The following is a 25,117-nucleotide window of genomic DNA, read 5'->3' as shown; positions in this document are numbered from 1 at the left end:
CCAAGAACCGTCCCTGGCGGCACAATCAATCCACAACCCAGAGGCGCAGGCGCTGGGGCTGACATCACGCCATCTGGCGTATGTGATCTATACCTCAGGCTCGACCGGTCAGCCCAAGGGAGTGGCGATCGCCCACCGCAATACGGTGAATTTCCTCACCTGGGCGCAACGGACTTTCAGCCCGGAGGAATTGGCACATACTCTTTTTGCCACCTCGCTTAATTTTGATTTGGCGGTGTACGAATGCTTTGTGCCGCTGCTTTCTGGCAGTACAGTTCACCTCGTCCCTGATGCGCTGTCGCTGATGACCGCAGCACAACCAGTCAGCCTGATCAACACGGTGCCATCAGCCATCGCGCACTTGATTGAAGCCAAGGCGGTTCCCATGACCGCCCGGACGGTCAATTTGGCCGGTGAAGCATTAAAACCCCACGTCATTGAGCATTTGTTTGCCGATACATCCGTACAGGATGTATGCAATCTTTATGGTCCCTCTGAGACGACAACTTATTCAACCTGGATACGGATGAACCGGGCGGAGGGCTTTGCCAGTCATATCGGCCGCCCGATCGCCAATACCCGGATCTATATTCTCGATGCCTACGGTCAGCCCGTTCCGCTCGGTGTGACCGGCGAAATCCATATCGCTGGCGCTGGTGTTGCCCGTGGCTACCTGAACCGCCCCGAACTGACGGCCGAGCGTTTCCTTGCCGATCCGTTCTCCGCCGATCCGGATGCTCGTATGTACAAGACCGGCGACCTCGGCCGCTGGCGTCCCGACGGCAATATCGAATATCTCGGCCGCAATGACTTTCAGGTCAAACTGCGTGGCTTCCGCATTGAGCTTGGCGAGATAGAGACCCAACTGATGCAATGTCGCGGTGTGCGCGAAGCGGTGGTACTGGCGCGTGAAGACGAGCCGGGCCAGAAACGTCTGGTCGCCTATCTGCGGCCTCTGGACGGCGTTGAGCTGGTTCCCGCTGAACTGCGTCAACAGCTTGCCCAGCGCCTCGCCGAGTATATGCTGCCCAGCGCCTTTATGACGCTCGACGCCTTCCCGCTCACCCCCAACGGCAAACTCGACCGTCAGGCGCTCCCTGCCCCCGACCTGTCTGCTGTGGTCGCTCGCGGCTATGAAACTCCGGTCGGTGAGGTGGAAATCGCTCTGGCACAAATCTGGCAAGATCTGTTGCGGCTGGAGCAAGTCGGCCGTCACGACCACTTCTTTGAACTCGGCGGCCACTCGCTGATGATCGTCAATCTGATCGAACGGCTGCATGGACTTGGTTGGCGGCTCGACGTCCGCAGCGTATTTGCCACCCCCGCTCTCACTGAGATGGCGCAGGCTATTCAGGGTGACACCAACGCCTTCGTCGTGCCGCCTAACCGTATCCCCGAAGACTGTACCGCCCTCATCCCCGACATGCTATCGCTCATCTCACTGTCCCAGGATGAGATTAATGCTATCGTCGACACCATCCCCGGCGGAGCAAGCAATGTGCAAGATATCTATCCGCTAGCACCGTTGCAGGAAGGTATCCTGTTCCATCATCTGCTACAGGCACAAGGTGATGCCTATCTGTTGCAGAGCCTGCTCGCCTTTGACAGCCACGAGCGTCTTGATACTTTCCTGTCCGCGCTGCAACAAGTTATCGACCGCCACGATATCCTGCGTACCGCCGCCTGCTGGCAGGGATTGGCGCAACCGGTTCAGGTGGTCTGGCGTCAGGCGCCGCTGTGTGTCAATCGCTTTACTCCAACCACAGCGGACGATGTCCCGGCTCAGTTATTGGCTCACACCGATCCACGCCAACACCGTCTCGACCTGAGCCGTGCGCCGCTGTTCGCTGGCGACATCGCCCATGATCCGGCACAGGATGAATGGCTGCTGGCTCTGCGTTTCCACCATCTGGTCAGCGACCATATGACACTGGAGCTGATTTTCGCTGAGATTGCCCAAATACTACAATGGCAGGCAGAGACACTCCCCACAGCACTGCCTTACCGCAACTTTATCGCCCAGACTCTGAATGTGCCGGCCGCAGTGCATGAGTCCTATTTCCGCGCCCAGCTTGCCGACGTCGACACACCGACGGCACCGTTCGGCGTGCTCAAGGTGCCGGGCGATAACGAGCCTGTCACCGAAGCCCGTCTCCCGATCACACCCGCTCTGGCAGAAGCTATCCGCGCTCAGGCTCGTCGTCTGGGAGTCAGTCCGGGCGTACTGTTCCATGTGGCCTGGGCTCAGGTACTGGCACAAACCAGCGGCCATAATGATGTGGTCTTTGGCTCTGTGCTGCTGGGTCGCCTGTTAGGGGTCGCTGGCGCTGATCGTATACTGGGGATGTTTATCAATACCCTGCCAGTACGAGTCTCTCTGGTCGGCCGCAGTGTGCAGGAAGTGGTGCAGGCCACCTACCGCGATTTGATGACGCTGCTGGAGCACGAGCAGGCACCGTTGGCGCTGGCACAACGCTGTAGTGGCGTGCCGCAATCAATGCCGCTGTTCAGTGCCCTGCTTAATTACCGTCATAGCCAAACCAGCGAGGCAGACGCGGTTAACACGATTTGGACAGGTATACGCGTGATCGCCGTTGAGGAACAGAGCAACTATCCGCTCACCCTGTCGGTGGATGATCTGGGAGCCGGTTTCCACCTGACCGCTCAGGCCGTAGTCGGGATCGATCCGGTTCGCGTAACCGCCTATCTGGTTACTGCCATCAGCGGTCTGGTCGATGCCCTGGTTCGCGACCCGCAACGATTGATTCAGGATGTACCGATCCTACCGTCCTCGGAGCGGCAACAATTGTTGATGGATTTCAACGCGACTCAGGCGGACTTCCCGCAGGACGCCCTGATCCACCAACTGTTCGAGGCTCAGGTAGCACACAACCCCGACGCCACTGCCGTAGTGTACGAGGATCAGACACTCAGCTATGGCGAACTAAACCGCCGCGCCAATCGGCTGGCCCATCATCTGATCGGGCTGGGCGTGCGTCCGGACGATCGGGTGGCGATTTGTGTCGAACGCAGCCCGGAGCTGGTGGTCGGTCTGCTGGGTATCCTCAAGGCGGGCGGCGCCTATGTACCACTCGATCCGGCCTATCCGGCCGAGCGGTTGGCCTATATGCTTGATGACGCGGCACCGGTAGTTTTACTCACCCAAACGACACTGGCTAACACGCTGACCAGCCCCATATCTACGCCCGTACCCACAATCGTACTCGATGCCCAAGAACCGGCTATGGCAGCGCAGCCAGACTACAATCCGGACGCTCAGGCGCTCGGTCTGACGTCACGTCATCTGGCGTATGTCATCTATACCTCCGGCTCGACCGGTTTACCCAAAGGGGTGATGGTCGAGCATCACGGACTGAGCAATCTGATCGCCACTCAGCAAGGCATCCTGGCGATCAAACCCGATAGCCGTATCCTGCAATTTGCCTCAAACAGCTTCGACGCCGGCATCTGGGAATGCTGCATGGCACTTCTAGCTGGCGCCTGCCTCCATCTTGCCCAGCGTATCCATCTCCTGCCTGGTGCTGCCCTGCTGAATACGCTAGAAACCCATGCCATTACCCATGTGCTGCTGTCACCAACAGCGTTGGCGGCACTGGATACAGTCCCGGTGACACTGCAAACTCTGATCGTAGGCGGTGAGGCCTGCTCACCCTCACTGGTCAAACGCTGGGCTGAGGGTCGGCGTATGGTTAATGCCTATGGACCCACTGAAAGTACGGTTTGCGCAGCCATTTATCTGTGCGATAGCCAGGAAGAAGGAGCACCGCCCATCGGCCGCCCGATCGCCAACACCCAGATTTATATTCTGGATACCCAAGGACAACCTGTTCCTCTCGGCGTGGCCGGCGAAATCCATATCGCGGGTGCCGGTATTGCCCGTGGCTACCTGAACCGCCCCGAACTGACCGCCGAACGTTTCCTTGCCGATCCGTTCTCCTCAGCCCCGGACGCCCGTATGTACAAGACCGGCGATCTCGGCCGCTGGCGCCCCGACGGCAACATCGAATATCTCGGCCGCAATGACTTTCAGGTCAAACTGCGCGGCTTCCGTATCGAGCTCGGCGAAATTGAAGCTCAATTGGTGCAATGCCCCGGTGTACGCGAAGCCGTGGTGCTGACCCGCGAAGACGAGCCGGGCCACAAGCGCCTGGTTGCCTATCTGCTGCCCCAGTCTGGTGTTAAGCTGGTGCCAGCCGAGCTGCGCCAGCAGCTTGCCCAACATCTTGCCGAGTACATGCTGCCCAGTGCTTTTATGACGCTCGACGCCTTCCCGCTCACCCCCAACGGCAAACTCGATCGTCAGGCGCTCCCCGCCCCTGATCCGTCCGCGATAGTGGCACGCGGCTATGAAGCCCCGGTCGGTAAAGTAGAAATCACACTGGCTCAGATCTGGCAAGACCTGCTGAGGCTGGAACGGGTCGGCCGTCACGACCACTTCTTTGAACTCGGCGGCCATTCGTTGCTTGCCGTCCAGCTCGTGGCACGCGTGCGTCAGGATCTGGCGCGGGAGTTGCCACTACAACAGATTTTCGCCCAACCCCTGCTGGCAGAGCTAGCCCAAACGCTGACCGGCACGTCGGCAACCACTCAGGTCTCTATCCCCGCCGCCGATCACAACCGACCGCTACCATTGTCTTTCGCCCAGCAACGGCTGTGGTTCCTTAGTCAGCTCGATCCCGCCGCCAGCCTGGCCTACCATATCCCGGTAGCGCTGCGTCTCACCGGCCAGCTTGACCGCCACGCCCTGCTCACCGCACTCGATCGCTTGGTCGCCCGGCAGGAAAGCCTGCGCACCCGCGTTGTCCTAGTCGAAGGACAGCCCTGTCAGCACATCGATCCCGCCGATATCGGCTTTACCCTGTCCTATCAGGACCTGCGCCCACTGGAACCACTGGCGCACACCCATCGTGTAGCCGAACTCGCCACCCTTGAAGCTCAGACGCCTTTCGACTTTACCCAAGGGCCACTGATCCGCGGTCAATTGCTGCAACTGGCGGACGAGGAGCATGTGTTACTGCTCACTCAGCATCACATCATGGCTGACGGCTGGTCCATCAGTGTGCTGGTGCACGAACTGGGCACCCTCTACCGCGCTATCCTCGGTGGTCATAGCGATCTGTTGCCGCCGCTGCCCATTCAGTACGCCGATTATGCGGTCTGGCAACGCGACTGGCTGCAAGGAACTGTTCTTACTGAGCAGCGCGATTTCTGGTGCGCCCAGCTCCAGAACGCCCCGACCTTTTTGGAACTCCCCACCGATCGGCCGCGCCCGTCGGTGCAAACCTATGCCGGCGATCGGGTTCCCTTCCAGCTTGATGCGACCTTGCTGGCATCGCTCAAGGGGCTCGGACAGCGCCATAACACGACCTTGTTTATGACCGTACTGACCGCCTGGAGCATCGTTCTCACCCGGCTCAGTGGTCAGGATGACATTGTCATCGGCACTCCGGTCGCCAACCGCCCGCACCGTGAACTTGAGAACCTGATCGGCTTCTTTGTCAATACTCTGGCCTTGCGCGTCACGCCGGGTAATGCCCCTCGTGTGGCCGATTTGCTCGCGCAGGTTCGTGAGCGTGCGCTCGCCGCCTATGCCCATCAGGATCTGCCCTTCGAGCAGGTGGTGGAAGCATTGCAGCCCGATCGCAGCCTGAGCTACAGCCCCGTCTTTCAGGTGATGCTGACCTTAAACAACACCCCAGCCCAAGATCTGACATTGCCCGGTCTACAACTCACGCCTCTTGAACAGGTGCGCCATAGCGCCCACTTCGACCTGACGTTATCGCTGACCGAAACCGAGGCGGGTCTGGTCGGTGATCTGGAATATGCCGCCGACCTGTTCGACTCCGCAACCGTTGAACGCATGGTCGGTTATCTGGAAAACGTGCTGAAGGCGATGGCGGCCGATGCGACACAAACTATTGTGGATCTGCCGATACTGCCGGCATCGGAGCGGCAACAATTGCTGACCGGCTTCAATGCCCTCCGAGTAGACTTCCCGCAGAACACCTTGATCCATCAGCGGTTCGAGGCTCAGGCGGCACATTCTCCCGATGCCACCGCCGTGGTGTTTGAGGATCAGACGCTCAGCTATGGTGAACTGAACCGCCGCGCCAATCGTCTCGCCCATCATCTGATTACGCTAGATGTGCGTCCGGATGATCGGGTGGCAATTTGTGTCGAGCGCAGCCTGGAGCTGGTGGTCGGTTTGCTCGCGATCCTCAAGGCCGGTGGCGCCTACGTGCCGCTCGACCCGACTTACCCGGCCGAACGGCTGGCGTATATGCTTGATGATGCCGCACCCGTGGTGTTGCTGACCCAGACGACGTGGGTTGACACGCTGACCCGCTCCGTCTCTACGCCCGTACCCACAATCGTACTCGATGCCCAAGAGACGTCCCTGACGGCGCAACCGGATCATAATCCGGATACGCCGACGCTGGGGCTGACGTCACGCCACCTGGCGTATGTGATCTACACCTCGGGCTCCACCGGACTACCCAAGGGGGTGATGGTCGAGCACGCCCATGTCACCCGCCTGTTAGCCGCCACCCAAGAACGTTTCCAGTTTGATGGCAATGATGTGTGGACCCTATTCCATTCCTTTGCTTTCGATTTCTCGGTGTGGGAACTTTGGGGTGCCTTGTCTCATGGCGGCCGGCTGATCGTCGTACCGACTGACTGTCTCCATTCACCGCAGGCGTTCTATGCGCTGCTGTGCCGTGAGCAAGTCACCGTACTGAATCAAACGCCCAGTGCTTTTCGTCAGTTGATTTCTGCCCAGGATGCCACACCGCATTCCCTGCGCTGCATCATCTTTGGGGGGGAAGCGTTGGAGTTGCATACACTTGCCCCGTGGGTCACCCGTAACCCCACCCGACAGACCCGTCTGGTCAATATGTACGGCATCACCGAGATCACCGTGCATGCCACCTATCGTGAACTCACGGAATCCGACATCACTCTGGGACGCGGCAGCTTGATCGGCCAGCCGCTACCCGATTTGCGGGCATATATCCTTGATGCCCACGGTCAGCTTGTTCCTCTCGGTGTCACTGGCGAAATCCATATCGCCGGTGCCGGCGTGGCCCGTGGCTACCTGAACCGGCCTGAACTGACCGCGGAGCGCTTCCTTGCCGATCCGTTCTCCTTCGATCCGGACGCCCGTATGTACAAGACCGGTGACCTCGGCCGCTGGCGTTCCGACGGCCATCTCGACTATCTCGGCCGCAATGACTTTCAGGTCAAACTGCGCGGCTTCCGCATTGAGCTCGGCGAGATTGAGTCTCGATTGGTGCAATGTCACGGCGTGCGCGAAGCGGTGGTGCTGGCACGCGAAGACGAGCCGGGCCAGAAACGTCTGGTCGCCTATTTGCGGCCTCAGGACGGCGTTGAACTGGTTCCGGCTGAACTGCGTCAGCAACTCGCCCAGCACCTTGCCGAATATATGCTGCCCAGCGCCTTTGTGACGCTCGACGCTTTCCCGCTCACCCCCAACGGCAAACTCGACCGTCAGGCGCTTCCTGTCCCCGACGCGTCCGCCGTAGTGGTGCGCGGCTATGAAGCCCCGGTCGGTGAGGTGGAGACCGCTCTGGCACGAATCTGGCAAAACCTGTTGGGACTGGAACGGGTCGGCCGCCACGACCATTTCTTTGAACTGGGTGGTCATTCGCTGATGATCGTCAGCCTGATCGAAGAGCTGCGCGGCCTTGGTTGGCGGCTTGAGGTTCGCAGCGTGTTCGCCGCGCCCGTCCTCGCCGAAATGGTACAAACCCTCCAGAGTGACACCGACGCTTTCGTGGTGCCACCCAATCGCATCCCCGAAGGCTGCACCGTCCTCACGCCCGATATGCTGCCCCTAGTCTCGCTGTCCCAGGCTGAAATTGATGCCATCGCCGACGTGATCCCCGGCGGAGTGGCCAATGTGCAGGATATCTATCCACTGGCACCACTACAGGAAGGCATCCTGTTCCATCACCTGCTACAGACACAAGGTGATGCCTATCTGCTACAGAGCCTGCTCGCCTTTGACAGCCGAGAACGTCTTGATACTTTTCTGGACGCTTTACAGCAGGTCATCGACCGCCACGATATCCTGCGCACCGCCGCCTATTGGCAGGGATTGGTGCAGCCGGTTCAAGTGGTCTGGCGTCAGGCGCTGCTGTGTATCAATCACTTCACCCCAGACACGGCAGACGGCGTTCCAGCCCAGCTACGGACTCACACTGATCCACGTCGACATCGCCTCGACCTGAGCCGTGCGCCGCTGTTCGCCGCCGACATCGCCCACGATCCGGCCCAAGATGAATGGCTGCTCGCTCTGCGTTTCCACCATCTGGTCAGCGATCATATGACGCTGGAGCTGATTTTTGCTGAAATTGCCCTGCTGTTACAGGGACATGCCGAAAGGCTGCCTACGGTACTGCCCTACCGCAACTTTATCGCCCAAACCCTGAGCATACCGGCTGCAGTTCATGAGGCTTACTTCCGCGATCAACTCGCCGACGTCGACGAACCGACGGTGCCGTTCGGTGTACTCAAAGTACAGGCTGACGGCGAACTCGTCACCGAAGCCCGTCTTCCACTTATACCTGCTTTGGCGGAGGCTATCCGCGCTCAGGCTCGCCGTCTGGGGGTCAGTCCGGGCGTACTGTTCCATGTGGCCTGGGCTCAGGTACTGGCGCAGACCAGCGGCCGCGATGATGTGGTCTTTGGCTCCGTGCTGCTGGGTCGTCTGCAAGGGGGTGCAGGTGCTGACCGAATACTGGGTATGTTTATCAATACTCTGCCAGTGCGGGTTTCTTTGGCCGACCACAGCGTGCAGGCCGTAGTACAGGCGACCTACCGCGGTCTGACCATGCTATTGGAGCACGAGCAGGCACCGTTGGCGCTAGCTCAACGCTGTAGCGGCATGGCGCAGTCGATACCGCTGTTCAGTACCTTGCTCAATTACCGTCATAATCAGGCCGGCAAGGCAGATACAGCTGAGACGACCTGGGCAGGTATGCGCATTTTAACAACAGAGGAGCGAACCAACTATCCGGTCACCCTGTCAGTCGATGATCTGGGAACTGGTTTCCATCTGACCGCTCAAACTGTGACGGGGATCGACCCGACCCGCGTCACCGCTTATCTGGCTACGGCAATCAGTGGCTTGGTCGATGCTTTGACCCACCATCCGCAACAGTTGATTCGAGATGTGCCGATCCTGCCGCCAGCAGAGCGGCAACAACTGCTGGTGAACTTCAACGCCACCCAGGCGCACTTCCCACAGAACGCCCTGATCCACCAACTGTTCGAGTCTCAGGTGGCATACAAACCCGATGCCACCGCTGTGGTGTTTGAGGATCAGGTACTGAGCTATGGCGAGCTGAACTGCCGCGCCAACCAACTGGCTCATCATCTGATCGCGCTGGGTGTACGGCCGGACGATCGGGTGGCGATTTGTCTGGAACGCAGTCTGGAGCTGGTAGTCGGCTTACTCGCTATTCTTAAGGCAGGCGGCGCTTATGTCCCGCTCGATCCGGCTTATCCGGCCGAGCGGTTGGCCTATATGCTTGATGACGCGGCACCCGTGGTCTTGCTCACACAGACGGCATGGGTTGACACGCTGGTCAGCCCCGTGACTACGCCCGTACCTATAATAGTACTCGATGCTCAGGAACCGGCTGTGGCAGCACAACCCACCCACAACCCGGAGCCGCAGACACTAGGGCTGACGTCACGCCATCTGGCATATGTGATCTACACTTCAGGCTCCACCGGGTTGCCCAAAGGCGTCATGGTCGAACACCGGAATGTCCTTCGTCTCATCATCAATAATGGTTTTGCCGATATTGGCTCCGATGACTGCATTGCCCATTGTGCCAATATTGCCTTTGACGCATCAACGTGGGAAATCTGGTCTGCTCTGCTAAATGGCGGGCGTCTGTATGTGGTTTCACCCTCAGTGCTGCTCGATCCGGTACGTTTCTGCGATTCGCTGATCAAAGGGCAAGTCACCGCCCTTTGGCTAACGGCCGGCTTGTTCAACGAATATCTCAGCGATCTCGGCCCCCTGCTTGGGCAACTACGCTACCTGCTCATCGGCGGCGATGTACTCGACCCCAGGAAGATTCAACGTGCACAATTGGCTGAATCTCAGCCAGCACATCTCATCAACGGCTATGGTCCGACAGAAACCACGACGTTTGCCACAACCTATCACATTGCATCACCCGTCGATGTTGCTCACGCTATTCCCATCGGCCGTCCGATCGCCAATACCCGGATCTATATCCTTGATTGCCACAACCAGCCCGCCCCCCTCGGTGTGGCCGGCGAAATCTATATTGCCGGTGCCGGCGTCGCCCGTGGCTACCTGAACCGTCCCGAACTGACCGCCGAGCGCTTCGTTTCCAATCCGTTCTCCGCCGATCCAGACGCGCGCATGTATAAAACCGGCGACCTCGGCCGCTGGCTTTTCGATGGCAACATCGACTATCTCGGCCGCAATGACTATCAGGTTAAACTGCGTGGCTTCCGTATTGAGCCCGGTGAGGTAGAGGCTCGTCTTGTGCAATGTCACGGGGTGCGCGAAGCGGTGGTTCTGACCCGCGAAGACGAGCCGGGCCACAAGCGCCTGGTTGCCTATCTGCTGCCCCAAACCGGTGTTGAACTGGTTCCAGCCGAACTGCGTCAGCAACTTTCTCAACACCTCGCCGAATACATGTTGCCCAGCGCTTTTATGACGCTTGAGTCCTTCCCGCTGACCCCCAATGGTAAACTCGACCGTCAGGCACTCCCTGTCCCCGACTCGTCTGCCGTGGTGATACGCGGCTATGAGCCGCCACAGGGAAGAATAGAAACCGCTCTGACCCAGATCTGGCAAGACTTACTGGGGCTGGAGCAGGTCGGCCGTCATGACCACTTCTTTGAACTCGGCGGCCATTCTCTGCTTGCCGTCCAACTCGCCGCGCGTGTACGGCAAGATCTGGCGCGGGAATTGCCGCTACAACAACTCTTTGCCCAGCCCATCCTGACGGATCTGGCCCACGCACTCACCGGCGCTTCCGTGACGACTCAGGTCATCATCCCTGTGGCCGACCGCAGCCAGTTGCTTCCGCTATCCTTCGCCCAGCAACGGCTATGGTTCCTTGGGCAGCTCGATCCCGCTGCCAGCCAGGCCTACCATATTCCGGCAGCGCTGCGTCTTACTGGCTCACTCAACCACCACGCACTGACCACCGCACTCGATCACCTGGTTGCCCGGCAAGAGAGCCTGCGCACCCGCTTTATCCTGGTCGAGGGCCAACCCTGCCAGCACATTGATCCCGCCGATATCGGCTTTGCGCTATCCTGCCAGGATCTGCGCCCGTTAGACTCAGCGGTACGTAACAACCGTGTCACCGAGCTCGCCGCCCTTGAAGCGCAGACGCCCTTCGACTTTATCCGAGGCCCACTGATCCGCGGTCAACTACTGCAATTGACGGACGAAGAGCATGTGTTGCTGCTCACCCAACATCACATCATCGCTGACGGCTGGTCCATCGGTGTGTTAGTACACGAACTTGTCGCCCTCTACCGCGCTGCCCTCGACGGCCACAGCGATCCATTGCCGCCACTGCCCATTCAGTACGCCGATTATGCCGTCTGGCAGCGTGACGGGTTGCAGGGAGCAGTCCTTGCCGAGCAGCACGGCTTCTGGAGCAGCCAGCTTCAGGGCGCTCCAGCCTTGCTGACACTCCCCACCGACCGACCACGTCCCCCGGTGCAGAGCTATGTCGGTGGCCGAGTGCCTCTCCACCTTGAGACTACGTTGCTGGCATCACTTAAGGGGCTTGGACAGCGCCATAACACCACCTTGTTTATGACCGTATTGACCGCCTGGAGCATCGTTCTTGCCCGGCTCAGTGGTCAGGATGATATCGTTGTCGGCACCCCGGTCGCTAACCGCCAGCATCGCGAATTCGAGGGTTTGATCGGCTTCTTTGTCAATACCCTGGCCTTACGCGTCACGCCAGGTGACGTCACCAATGTGGCCGGGTTGCTCACGCAGGTTCGTGAGCGAGCACTCGCCGCCTATGCTCATCAGGATCTTCCCTTCGAGCAAGTGGTAGAAGCCTTGCAGCCCGACCGCAGTCTGAGCTACAGCCCGGTCTTCCAAGTCATGCTGGCCTTAAATAACACCCCGACCCAAGATTTGTCGTTGCCCGGCCTACAGCTCGCTCCCGTTGAACAGGTACGCTATGGCGCTCACTTTGACCTGATGCTATCGCTGACCGAAACTGAGGTCGGTTTGGTCGGTGATCTGGAATATGCCGCCGATCTGTTCGACCACGCGACCGTTGAGCGCATGGTCGGCTATGTGACTCATGTGCTGGCGGCGATGGCGGCTGACACGACACAAGCCATTGCCGGCCTGCCGATGCTGCCAACCTCGGAACGACAACAGCTGCTGGTGAACTTCAACGCCACCCAGGCGGACTTCCCGCAAGACACCCTGATCCACCAGCTATTCGAAGCTCAGGCGGCACACCACCCCACCGACACCGCCGTGGTGTGCGGGGATCAGGCGCTCAACTATGACGAACTGAACCGCCGCGCCAATAGGCTGGCTCATCATCTGATCAATCTGGGTGTACGCCCGGATGATCGGGTAGCAATTTGTGTCGAACGCAGCCTGGAGATGGTGGTCGGTTTGCTCGCTATCCTCAAGGCAGGCGGTGCCTATGTGCCGCTCGATCCGGCTTACCCGACCGAGCGGTTGGCGTATATGCTGGATGACGCGGCACCCGTGGTATTGCTCACCCAGATGGCATGGGTCGACACGCTGAACAGCGCTATACCTACGGTGGTACTCGATACCCAAGAACCGTTTATAGAAGCGCAGCCAACCCACAATCCAGAAGCGCAGACGCTGGGTCTGACATCACGCCATCTGGCGTATGTGATCTACACCTCCGGCTCCACCGGGCTGCCCAAGGGAGTGATGAGCAGCCATCAAGCCCTGTGTAACCGGCTGTTGTGGTTCGTTCGCGACATTGTGACACCGCCACTGGTGGCAGCGCTGAAAACCAGCATCAGCTTCGTCGATTCAGTGACCGAGACACTTGGCGTATTACTGGCCGGTGGCAAACTGGTTGTTTTCGATAACCATGAAGTGAAAGATCTTACGCGTTTCGGCAAAGGCTTACGCCACGCCGAGGTTAACTACCTGGTGGTGGTGCCTTCGCTGCTGAAACTCCTGATACAGGGGAGTGGCAATTACCTGAAATCGATTAGGACGTTGATTTGCAGCGGGGAACGACTTGCGCCTGAGCTCGCTCGGCAGGTAATAACGGATTACCCTTGGATCCATCTGCTGAATTTCTACGGTTCATCCGAAATCAATGGCGATGCGACCTGGTATGAATACTGTGCTATGGCCGGCGTGCCGGATGTTTCAGTCATCGGCAGACCCATCGCCAATACCCAAAGCTATATCCTCGATCCCCACGGCCAACCCGTTCCCTTGGGCGTCACTGGCGAAATCCATATCGCCGGTGCTGGCGTTGCCCGCGGCTACCTGAACCGCCCCGAACTCACCGCCGAACGTTTCCTTGCCGATCCGTTCTCCGCCGATCCGGATGCCCGTATGTACAAAACCGGCGACCTCGGCCGCTGGCTTCCCGACGGCAATATCGAATATCTCGGCCGCAACGACTTTCAGGTTAAACTGCGGGGTTTCCGTATCGAGCTCGGCGAGATCGAGGCCAAATTGGTACAGTGCCACGGGGTGCGCGAAGCGGTGGTTCTGGCGCGCGAAGACGAGCCGGGTCACAAGCAGCTGGTCGCCTATCTGCGGCCCCAAACCGGCGCTGAATTGGTTCCGGCCGAGCTGCGTCTGCAACTCTCCCGGCAGCTCGCCGAGTATATGCTGCCCAGTGCCTTTATGACGCTTGAGGCTTTCCCACTCACCCCTAACGGCAAACTTGACCGCCAGGCGCTTCCCGCGCCTGACCCGTCCGCCGTGGTGACACGTAATTATGAAGCGCCAGTGGGAGAGGTAGAAAACGCTCTCGCCCAGATCTGGCAAAACCTGCTGGGGCTAGAACGGGTCGGCCGTCACGATCACTTCTTTGAACTCGGTGGACATTCGCTGATGATCGTCAGTTTGATCGAGCGACTGCGTGGCTTCGGCTGGCGGCTCGACGTTCGCAGCGTATTCGCCGCCCCCGTCCTTGCTGAACTGGCGCAAACCATCCTGATACATCAAGATGCTGCCGACGCCTTCGTGGTGCCGCCCAACCGTATCCCCGCGGGCTGCACTGCCCTCACGCCCGATATGCTGTCTCTGGTTTCGCTGTCTCAGGCTGAGATTGATGCTATCGTCGGCATGATCCCCGGCGGAGCGAGCAATGTACAAGATATCTATCCATTGGCACCGTTGCAGGAAGGTATCCTGTTCCATCACCTGTTACAGGCACAAGGCGATGCCTATCTGTTGCAAACTCTGCTTGCCTTCGACACCCGCCAACATCTCGATGCTTTTCTGACCGCGCTGCAACAAGTCATCGACCGCCACGATATCCTGCGTACCGCTGCCTGCTGGCAAGGGCTGACGCAGCCGGTTCAGGTGGTCTGGCGTCAGGCGCCGCTGTGGGTCAATCACTTTACCCCAGCCACAGAGGACGACGTCACGGCTCAGTTACGGGCTTATACTGATCCACACCAGCACCGTCTCGACCTGAACCGCGCGCCACTGTTCGCCGCCGACATTGCCCACGATCCGGCACAGGATGAATGGCTGCTGGCCCTGCGTTTCCATCATCTGGTCAGCGACCAAATGACGCTGTCGCTTATTTTTGCCGAAATTGCCCTGCTGTTACAGGGGCAAGCCCAAACACTGCCCGCCGCGCTGCCCTACCGCGACTTTATCGCCCAGACCCTGAGCGTGCCGGACACGGTGCATGAGGCCTACTTCCGCTCCCAACTCGCTGATGTCGACGAACCGACAGCGCCATTCGGTGTGCTCAAAGTGCAGGGCGACGGTGAACCCGTCACCGAAGCCCGTCTCTTGCTCACCCCCAATTTGGCAGAGGCTATCCGCGCTCAGGCCCGCCGTCTGGGAGTCAGTCCAAGCGTGCTGTTCCATGTCGCTTGGGGGCAAGTGCTGGCACAAACCAGCGGCCGCGACGATGTGATCTTTGGCTCCGTGCTGCTGGGTCGCCTGCAAGGAGGCGCGGGTGCCGACCGAGTTCTGGGCATGTTTATCAATACGCTGCCGGTGCGGATCTCTCTGGCCGATTGCAGCGTACAGGAAGCAGTTCAAGCCACCTACCGCAGCCTCACAATGTTGCTAGAGCACGAACAGGCACCGTTGGCGCTGGCGCAGCGCTGTAGTGGTGTGGCTCAACCGATGCCGCTGTTCAGTGCCTTGCTCAATTACCGTCATAGTCAAGCCGACGAAACCGGCGCGGTTGATACGATTTGGGCAGGCATGCGTATCGTCGCAACCGAAGGGCGAACCAACTATCCGGTTACCCTCTCGGTGGATGATCAGGGGATCGGTTTCCGCCTGACTGCCCAGACTGTGACGAGTATCGATCCGGCTCGCGTGACCACTTATCTGGCCACCGCTATCAGCGGCTTGGTCAAGGCGCTGGTCAGCGACCCGCAACAACCCATCCTGCAAGTGCCAATCTTGCCGGCATCGGAGCGGCAACAATTGCTGACCGGCTTCAATGCCATCCAAGTAGACTTCCCGCAGAACACCCTGATCCATCAGCGGTTCGAGGCTCAGGCGGCACATTCTCCCGGTGCCACCGCCGTGGTGTTTGAGGACCAGACATTCAGCTATGGTGAACTGAACCGCCGCGCCAATCGTCTCGCCCATCGTTTGATTGCGCTAGGTGTGCGTCCGGACGATCGGGTGGCGATTTGTGTCGAACGCAGCCTGGAACTGGTGGTCGGTTTGCTCGCCATCCTCAAGGCCGGTGGCGCCTATGTGCCGCTCGATCCGACTTATCCGGCCGAGCGGCTGGCGTATATGCTTAATGATGCGACACCAGTAGCTTTGCTGACCCAGACAACACAGGTTGACACGCTGACCAGCCACGTCCCTGCGCCCATACCCACAATCGTACTCGATGCCCAGGATGCATCCCTGATGGCGCAACCGGATCACAATCCGGATACACAGGCACTGGGGCTGACGTCACGCCATCTGGCGTATGTCATCTACACCTCCGGCTCCACCGGATTACCCAAGGGGGTGATGGTCGAGCACGCCCATGTCACCCGCCTGTTAGCCGCCACCCAAGAACGTTTCCAGTTTGGTGGCAATGATGTGTGGACCCTGTTCCATTCCTTTGCTTTCGATTTCTCGGTGTGGGAACTCTGGGGTGCCTTGTCTCATGGTGGCCGGCTGATCGTCGTACCGACTGACTGTATCCATTCACCGCAGGCCTTCTATGCGCTGCTGTGCCGTGAGCAAGTCACCGTACTGAATCAAACGCCCAGTGCTTTTCGCCCGTTGATTTCTGCCCAGGATGCCACGCCGCATTCCCTGCGCTGCATCATCTTTGGGGGAGAAGCGTTGGAGTTGCATACACTTGCCCCGTGGGTCGCTCGTAACCCCACCCGACAGACCCGTTTAGTCAATATGTACGGCATCACCGAGATCACCGTGCATGCCACCTATCGTGAACTCACGGAATCCGACATCACCCTGGGACGTGGCAGTTTGATCGGCCAGCCGCTACCCGATCTGCGGGCATATATCCTCGGCACCCACGGCCAACCCGTTCCTCTCGGTGTCACTGGCGAAATCTATATTTCCGGTGCCGGTGTCGCCCGTGGCTACCTGAACCGTCCTGAACTGACCGCTGAACGTTTCCTTGCCGATCCGTTCTCTTCTGATCCGGACGCCCGTATGTACAAGACCGGTGACCTCGGCCGCTGGCTCCCCGACGGCCATCTCGACTATCTCGGCCGTAATGACTTCCAGGTCAAACTGCGCGGCTTCCGAATTGAGCTCGGCGAGATTGAGTCCCGATTGGTGCAATGTCACGGCGTGCGCGAAGCGGTGGTACTGGCGCGCGAAGACGAACCGGGACAGAAACGCCTGGTCGCCTATCTGCGGCCTTTAGACGGCGTTGAACTGGTTCCCGCCGAACTGCGTCAGCAGCTTACCCAGCACCTTGCCGAGTACATGCTGCCCCGCGCCTTTATGACGCTCGACGCTTTCCCGCTTACCCCCAACGGCAAACTCGACCGTCAGGCGCTCCCTACGCCCGACTCGTCCGCCGTGGTGGCACGCGGCTATGAAGCCCCGGTCGGTGAGGTGGAAACCGCCCTGGCGCAAATCTGGCAAAACCTATTGGGACTGGAGCGGGTCGGCCGCCACGACCATTTCTTTGAACTAGGTGGTCATTCGCTGATGATCGTCAGTCTGATTGAGCGGCTGCGTGGCCTTGGTTGGCAGCTCGACGTTCGCAGCGTGTTCTCCGTACCTGTCCTCATCGATATGGCGCAAGCTATCCTGAAGTCCCAGAGTGACGCCGACACCTTCGTGGTGCCGCCCAATCGCATCCCCGAAGGCTGCACCGCCATCACGCCCGATATGCTGCCTCTGGTCTCGCTGTCCCAGGCTGAGATTGATACCATCGCTGACGCGATCCCCGGCGGAGTGCCCCATGTGCAGGATATCTATCCGCTCGCGCCGCTACAGGAAGGTATCCTGTTCCATCACCTGCTTCAGCCGAACAGAGATCCATACGTTATATCGTCGCTGTTGAGCGTCGAAAACCAGACAAAACTTGATGCATTCATTGCGGCATTACAAGCCGTCATCGACCGGCACGATATCCTGCGTACGTCTATCCACTGGATCGGGTTATCCCAACCCGTTCAAGTGGTACATCGACACGCACAATTGCCGGTCAATGTCCTGACATTCGATGACGATAGTGACGTGGTTGCCAGTATGCAAGCGCGCATGGCGCTGTCACATCAGCACATGGATTTGTCCCATGCTCCACTGATACGGTTGCAAGTCGCCACCGAACCATATTCGTCCAAGTTATACGTCTTGTTCCAGTTGCATCACATCATCGACGATAACCTCTCACTCCGGTGTTTGCTCGCAGAAACGGCCGCTTTCCTGATGGGACTTGGCGCGGATTTGCTGCCATCCGTTCCTTATCGTAACTTTGTCGCCTATGCACGCCAGGAAGGTAAAACTCAGGAAGCGGAAGCCTTCTTCCGGACATTGCTGGCCGATATCGACGAGGCCACCGCGCCTTTTGGCCTAGCTGATGTTCAGGGGAATGGCGAGCATAATGCGGCGGCACGGAAGGTTCTTGATGTTGAACTCTCACAAACAATTCGTAAAACAGCGCGCCGCTTTGGTACTAACCCCGCAATTTTGTTCCACGCAGCTTGGGCGCTCGTCGTCGCACGCACGAGTGGACGCGATGACATTGTATTTGGCACCGTTTTGTCAGGCCGCATGTCGGGAGTTGATGGGAGTGCACGCGCTTTAGGCATGTTCATCAATACCCTGCCCTTGAGACTGAAGCTAAGAGGAAGCAGCGTAGATGAACTCGTCAAAATGACGAACGACGCATGCGCCAGCCTGCTGCTTTACGAACAGACCCCATTGTCGCTTGCACAGCGTTGCAGTGGACTCGGTGGCATGTCCCTGTTCAGTGCCCTGCTAAATTTCCGACACGGTAATGACAAAAATACCCGTACACCTAGTCTGGATCTGTTTGGTCTGGCAAGTTTGGATAGCTGCGAGCGCACCAATTACCCATTTGAAATGTCCATTGATGATGATGGTGAATATTTTGTACTGTCAGCTCAAACCGTCAATGATATTGATCCAAATAGAATAAATACCTATCTCACAAGAGCGATAGAACAATTGATATCGATACTAATTGAAGCGCCAGATACGCCTGCGCTGGACTTGGACGTGCTGCCCGAAGACGAACGCCAACAACTGCTGGTGGACTTCAACGCGACTCAGGCGGACTTCCCGCAGAACGCGCTGATCCACCAACTGTTCGAAGCTCAGGCAGCGTACCATCCCGATGCCACCGCCGTGGTATGCGGGGAGCATGCGCTCAGTTATAGCGAACTGAACCGCCGCGCCAATCGTCTGGCTCATCATCTGATTGCGCTGGGGGTGCGCCCAGATGATCGGGTGGCAATTTGTCTGGAACGCAGCCCGGAGATGGTGGTGAGCCTGCTCGCTATTCTCAAAGCGGGCGGCGCCTATGTGCCGCTCGATCCGGCTTATCCGACCGAACGACTGGTGTATATGCTTGATGACGCGGCACCTGTGGCCTTACTGACCCAGACGACATGGGTTACCAGACTGGTCAGCCCCGTGCCTACGGTGGTGCTCGACGCCCAAGAACCGGCTCTGGCAGCACAACCCACTGACAATCCGGAGCCGCAGACGCTGGGGCTAACGTCACGCCATCTGGCGTATGTAATCTACACTTCCGGTTCTACCGGCTTACCCAAAGGGGTGGCGATCGCTCACCGTAATACCGTGAATTTCCTCACCTGGGCGCAGCGGACTTTCAGCCCAGAGGAATTGGCACATACGCTTTTCGCTACTTCACTTAATTTTGATTTAGCGGTGTACGAATGCTTTGCACCACTCGTCTCTGGCGGCACGGTTCATCTCGTTCCTGATGCGTTGTCGCTGGTCACCACCGAACAGCCGGTCAGCCTGATCAACACCGTGCCGTCGGCCATCGCGCATTTGATCGAGGTTAACGCGGTTCCCGCAACCGCCCGGACGGTCAATTTGGCCGGTGAAGCATTGAAACCGCACGTTGTTGAGCATTTGTTTGCCCACTCATCCGTACAGGATGTGTGCAATCTGTATGGTCCCTCTGAGACAACGACTTATTCGACCTGGATACGGATGAACCGGACGGAGGGCTTTGCCAGTCATATCGGCCGCCCGATCGCCAACACCCAGATCTATATTCTCAACCCACATGGTCAGCCTGTACCCCTTGGTGTGGCTGGCGAAATCCATATCGCCGGTGCCGGCGTTGCCCGTGGCTACCTGAACCGCCCCGAATTGACCGCCGAACGCTTCCCCGCCGATCCGTTCTCCCCGACACCGGACGGCCGCATGTACAAGACTGGCGACCTCGGCCGCTGGCATCCCGATGGCAATATCGACTATCTCGGCCGTAATGACTTTCAGGTCAAACTACGTGGCTTCCGTATCGAACTCGGTGAGATCGAGGCGCAACTGATGCAATGTCACGGCGTGCGCGAAGCGGTGGTGCTGGCACGCGAAGACGAGCCGGGCCAGAAACGTCTGGTCGCCTATGTACGACCTCTGGACGGCGGTGAGCTGATTCCCGCTGAACTGCGCCAGCAGCTTGCCCGGCACCTCGCCGAGTACATGTTGCCCAGCGCCTTTATGACACTCGACGCTTTCCCGCTGACCCCCAACGGCAAACTTGACCGTCAGGCGCTCCCCGCCCCTGATTCATCCGCCGTGGTGGCGCATGGCTATCAGGCCCCGATCAGTGCGGCGGAAACCGCCTTGGCGCAGATCTGGCAAGACTTATTGGGACTGGATCAGGTCGGCCGTCACGACCACTTTTTTGAGCTTGGCGGTCACTCGCTGCTCGCTGTGCAGTTGCTGAACCGCATGCGCGAGCAAGACATGGCGGTTCCGCTGACCACCTTGTTCGCTCATCCGACGTTGTGTGATCTGGCGATAGCCATTGGCGAGCGTTTTGCCCAATCAACGTCCCCGTTCGATGCGAATCCCGTGCCGCTAAACCCAACAGGCTGCCTGCCACCCTTGTTCTTGGTACACGAGACTTCCGGCGATCCACTGGTCTATTCGCCACTGGCAGCCTTACTGCCGCCTGAGCTTCCCGTCTATGCGCTGCAAGCCCTTGGCATCCACACGCTGGAGCATCCCCCAACGTCGCTTGAGGCGCTCGCGGCCTGCCATATTCAGGCTATTCGTCGCGTTCAGCCACAAGGCCCCTATCGTCTCGCCGGATGGTCAATTGGTGGCTTGATCGCCTATGAGATGGCGCAACAATTCATGAGCTGCGGCGAGACGGTAGAATTTCTCGGTATGATCGATTCCTATAACTCCATAAATGGGCTAGAAATCACCACCGACCAGCCAGTAGACAAGGAAGCAAAACGAATTGAGATAATCATTGACTCACTGCGTGCTCAAATCGGCGCTAATGATGAGCAGATATTAGAAGAACTTCACGATCTCAGTGATGTGAACCAAATCCTTGACCGCTGTATTGAACACCAATGGCTGCCGACCAGTATCACACGCGAGGATATCCTCCTTCGCCTATACACCTCCGAGATCATTACACAACTGGGTCAAGACTATATCGCGCCAAAATCCCCCTTGCCCATCCACCTGTATACCGCGGATGAGGCACTCAACGGAGAAATTTGGCACGGTTGGCATGATATCGTCGGCATTGATTCGACACTCCACGCTATCGGTGGAACGCATTTCTCCATCATGCGTCCCCCTTCGCTCAACCAGATAGCGGATTCACTCACCGAGCACTTACTGCCCGCTCCTCCCTACGACCCACGCGTTATCATCCAAAGCGGGTCTCGGTCGGTTCCGCCGCTATTTTGCATGCCCGGTGCAGGTGCCAGCGCCTCTAGCCTCCTCGGACTGACGCTGTCGTTCCCACAGCAACTCCCAGTCTACGCCTTACAGGCACGCGGCCTGGGCCTGACTGACGAACACAATTTTCCCTATGTCAGTGTCGAAGGTGCCGCTCGTGCCTATATCCAGATCATCCGTCAAACGCAACCCCATGGTCCCTATCACCTGCTGGGTCATTCTTTCGGGGGCTGGATCGCCTTCGAGATGGCCTTGCAATTACAGGCTGAAGGGGAACAAGTCTCTGACCTTATCCTCGTCGATACCGATGAACCTGATCCGCAAGGTCGTACTCCCAAGCCAGTCAACCGTACCGAAACGATAATGAAGCTGATTGAGATCTACAATATGATATTGGATCGACCGCTGCCGCTTACGAAGCAAGATTTTGACGATCGGGCTCCGGATGAACAGCTTCAATATCTACTTCGTGCTCTGGTGAACGCAGGTCTCTTCCCAGCTAAAACACCAATGTCACTGCTGCAAGGTGTCGTTCGCGTCATGCAAGCCAATCTGAACACTGGCTATACGCCTCGTGCTCGCTATGAGGGTCTTGTTCATCTGATTAGCGCAGAAGAGGGAGATGTGGATGAAACGAAAACACGCGAAACCCTGTGGAATACACACGTTGCTCAACTCAGCACTATGCATGTACCCGGTAACCACATGACCATGTTGTCCAGCCCGCAGATTGAGCACTTTGTTACTGGGCTATGGCAGAAATTGGATTACGCGAACAACCCAAGGTCTGCGGTTTGGTTCGGATATGTAAAACCTCACGGATCTGGTCGGAAGGATAAATGAGTAAGCACTTGTCAGAGAGGTGGAAACCTCCCTAGTCCAGAGCTGGCTAGATCTTCTGGAGCTGGATCGGCCGCCATGTAGGCCTGCCGAAAACCAGCTCATGCCTACCAACGGAGACTTTGCCGGCCTCGCGCGTGAGAGGCTGGTGCCGCTTTGTGGAAAAGGCGAGTCCTGTACACCCAGTTAAAGGTAAATATCAAGGATAATTATCGAAACTACGATAATCAGACTCACGTCATTAAGCGAAACAAACTTTTGCCCAACGCGCCAAACCGGTAGTCACTGAACCAAAGTAGTTACCGCTGACCAGCGGGATGCCCGGCAATACTTGCTCCACCGCTTGGCGAAGGATCGGAGAGCTCGCTGAACCACCGGTCATGAAGATAACATCTGGCTTGGTGCCACCCTGTTCCACCGCCTCACTGACTAATTTAGCCATTTTGTCTTTGGTAGATTCAATCGCTGTAATCATTTGATCACGATGAAGATCAATCTCAATCACTTCCGATAGTAGGTTCAATTTCACACGATGCTCAGATTGATCTGAGAGGGCAATTTTGGCTTCTTCTGCACTGCGGACTAAGCTATATCCCAGTGTGTCGTGATATACCTTCAATAATCGCGCTAATTTCTCTGGCTCCTGTGCTTCCATATGCAGGGATTTTAACGCTCTCAGGTTCTCGCGAGAGTAAAATTCTTTTTGCGCTTGTATGTCGTTGATGGCAATGGGGTTCCAAAATTGGATCAGTGGCATTTCAATACCTGATGCAAATTGACTTCCCAATCCAAAAGGATGCATCAGTTGTTTAAAGGTCAGATTGATATCCAAATCATTACCGCCGACACGCTGCCCGCTGTGCGCCAATAAGCTCTCGTTGCGCTCAGACTTCCCTTTCCAATCCGGCCCCATTTGGATGAGGGAACAATCTGTCGTTCCGCCGCCAATATCGACCACCAGAACAATTTTATTTTCGGTCAGAGTATCTTCATATTCCAGACCTGCTGCCACAGGTTCAAATTGGAACTCAATGTTGCGAAACCCTGCACGTTTTGCAGCATGGAGCAAAATTGTCTCAGCCTGTTGGTTCGATTTATCTCCGCCACGACCATGAAAGTTAATCGGCCGCCCAATCACCACGTCTTCAATGCTCTGCTGTACATTGGCTTCTGCCCGCTGCTTGATATTTGCCATCATGGCGCAGACCAAATCCTCAAAGAAGCTGATTTGTATCTCTCTCAGTCCCATTGCACCCAGGAAAGATTTCGGCGATTTCACGTAGTAAATTTCTTGCGGATCTTCCAGATATCGATTCAACGCCGCTTGCCCAAAGACGATATCTTCCGAAAGAAGCTCGATACCTTCCTCACGATTTGTAGCTATCGCGCTGCGAAGAAGCTGCTCCCCCACTTGATTGCCCGGTCGGATATTCCGGTGACGAAACAAGTGTTCAGAAACTGATTCACGAGTCGGGGCTGCTAACGTCGAAGGCATGTAGAAATTGTCATGCTCAATAGCAAGCAGTTGTGGTGTATTACCCATCATCTTCGCGACTGAGCAATTTGATGTGCCATAGTCAAAACCGATGAACATATGTTGCCTCCTCTAATCGTGGAAAATCGTAAAAAAGGCCGCAAATGCTATCGCAAATCAGATGGGTGCGCGAGCGACTTTTCAATAACAAATGATAGCGCTATGAAAAATGTGATCTATAAATAGAGATAGCACGACCATTTAAATGGGTTATTCCTCAGTAATTAATTTCATCACCAAATTATCTAACCAGCATGATCCAATATCGTGCTGTGATGCCTTGTTACTGGATTCTGAAAAATAAACTTAATAAGGAGAACATCATGCTAAACAACCTATTATCCCCTGACGTTATCCAGAGAATATCCTGTGTAAAAGACTGGCGTGAAGCCATCGCAATTTCATGTCAACCACTTATTAATAACGGGGCGATTGAACCTCGTTATGTCGATGCCATTTGCCGTTCTCATGAAGAACTCGGCCCCTATTATGTTGTCGGCTCAGGTATCGCAATGCCGCATGCAAGGCCGGAAGAAGGTGCCAATCGCCTTGCGCTGAGTTTGACCGTCATCAGTAAAGGCGTGGCGTTCGGCTCAGAGGGCAATGATCCCATCAAATTACTTATCGTATTGGCAGCGACTGACAGTAGTAGCCATATTGGCGCAATCGCTAAGCTCGCAGAACTTTTTGATAGTCAACAGGATATCAACCGCTTAATACAGGCCAGTACTCAAGAAGAGATCCTTTTAGTTATCCAACACTATTAATCAGCACGCTTAATCTGAGTTTATTACGGGAAATTATGATGAAAATTACAGTGGTTTGCGGTAACGGTTTAGGCACCAGCCTAATGATGGAAATCAGCATTAAAAATATCCTGAAAGAGTTAGGCGTTGATGCTAGCGTTGATCACGTCGATTTAGGTTCAGCCAAAGGAACTATCAGCGATATATTTGTTGGAACAAAGGACATCACTGAACAACTGATCATCCAGCAAGTGAATGGAAAAATTGTTGCGCTGGAAAACATGCTCGATAAATCCGCGATGAAAACTCGTTTATCTGCGGCTTTGCGTGAACTCAGTGCATTGTGATTGGAGG

4 protein-coding genes are annotated in these 25,117 nt (G+C 57.2%); 3 read left to right on the top strand and 1 reads right to left on the bottom strand.

The features are described from left to right. Positions 1-22,486 (top strand): non-ribosomal peptide synthetase (locus tag PSI22_RS14705; protein WP_273580403.1); only part of this gene is annotated, 22,486 nt, incomplete at its 5' end. A gap of 238 nt (positions 22,487-22,724) precedes the next feature. Here the strand turns inward: PSI22_RS14705 and yegD are convergent. Continuing rightward, positions 22,725-24,077, bottom strand: coding sequence for a molecular chaperone (yegD, locus tag PSI22_RS14700; protein WP_273580402.1), 1,353 nt, complete (start codon positions 24,075-24,077; stop codon positions 22,725-22,727). 263 nt (positions 24,078-24,340) lie between these two features. Here yegD and PSI22_RS14695 point away from each other — a divergent pair, with 263 nt between their 5' ends. Next, on the top strand, positions 24,341-24,784 hold the full coding sequence (locus tag PSI22_RS14695; protein WP_273580401.1) for a PTS sugar transporter subunit IIA: 444 nt from the start codon (positions 24,341-24,343) through the stop codon (positions 24,782-24,784). Positions 24,785-24,822: 38 nt separating this feature from the next. Beyond that, a complete protein-coding gene (locus PSI22_RS14690; RefSeq protein ID WP_273580400.1) occupies positions 24,823-25,110 on the top strand; it encodes a PTS sugar transporter subunit IIB in 288 nt (95 codons plus the stop codon). The last annotated feature ends 7 nt before the right edge of the window (positions 25,111-25,117 follow it).

It is taken from the genome of Xenorhabdus aichiensis, assembly GCF_028598775.1.
GTDB classification, from domain to species: domain Bacteria; phylum Pseudomonadota; class Gammaproteobacteria; order Enterobacterales; family Enterobacteriaceae; genus Xenorhabdus; species Xenorhabdus bovienii.
Note: the sequence above shows the minus strand (reverse complement) of the source record. Positions and strands in the feature narration are given on the sequence as shown.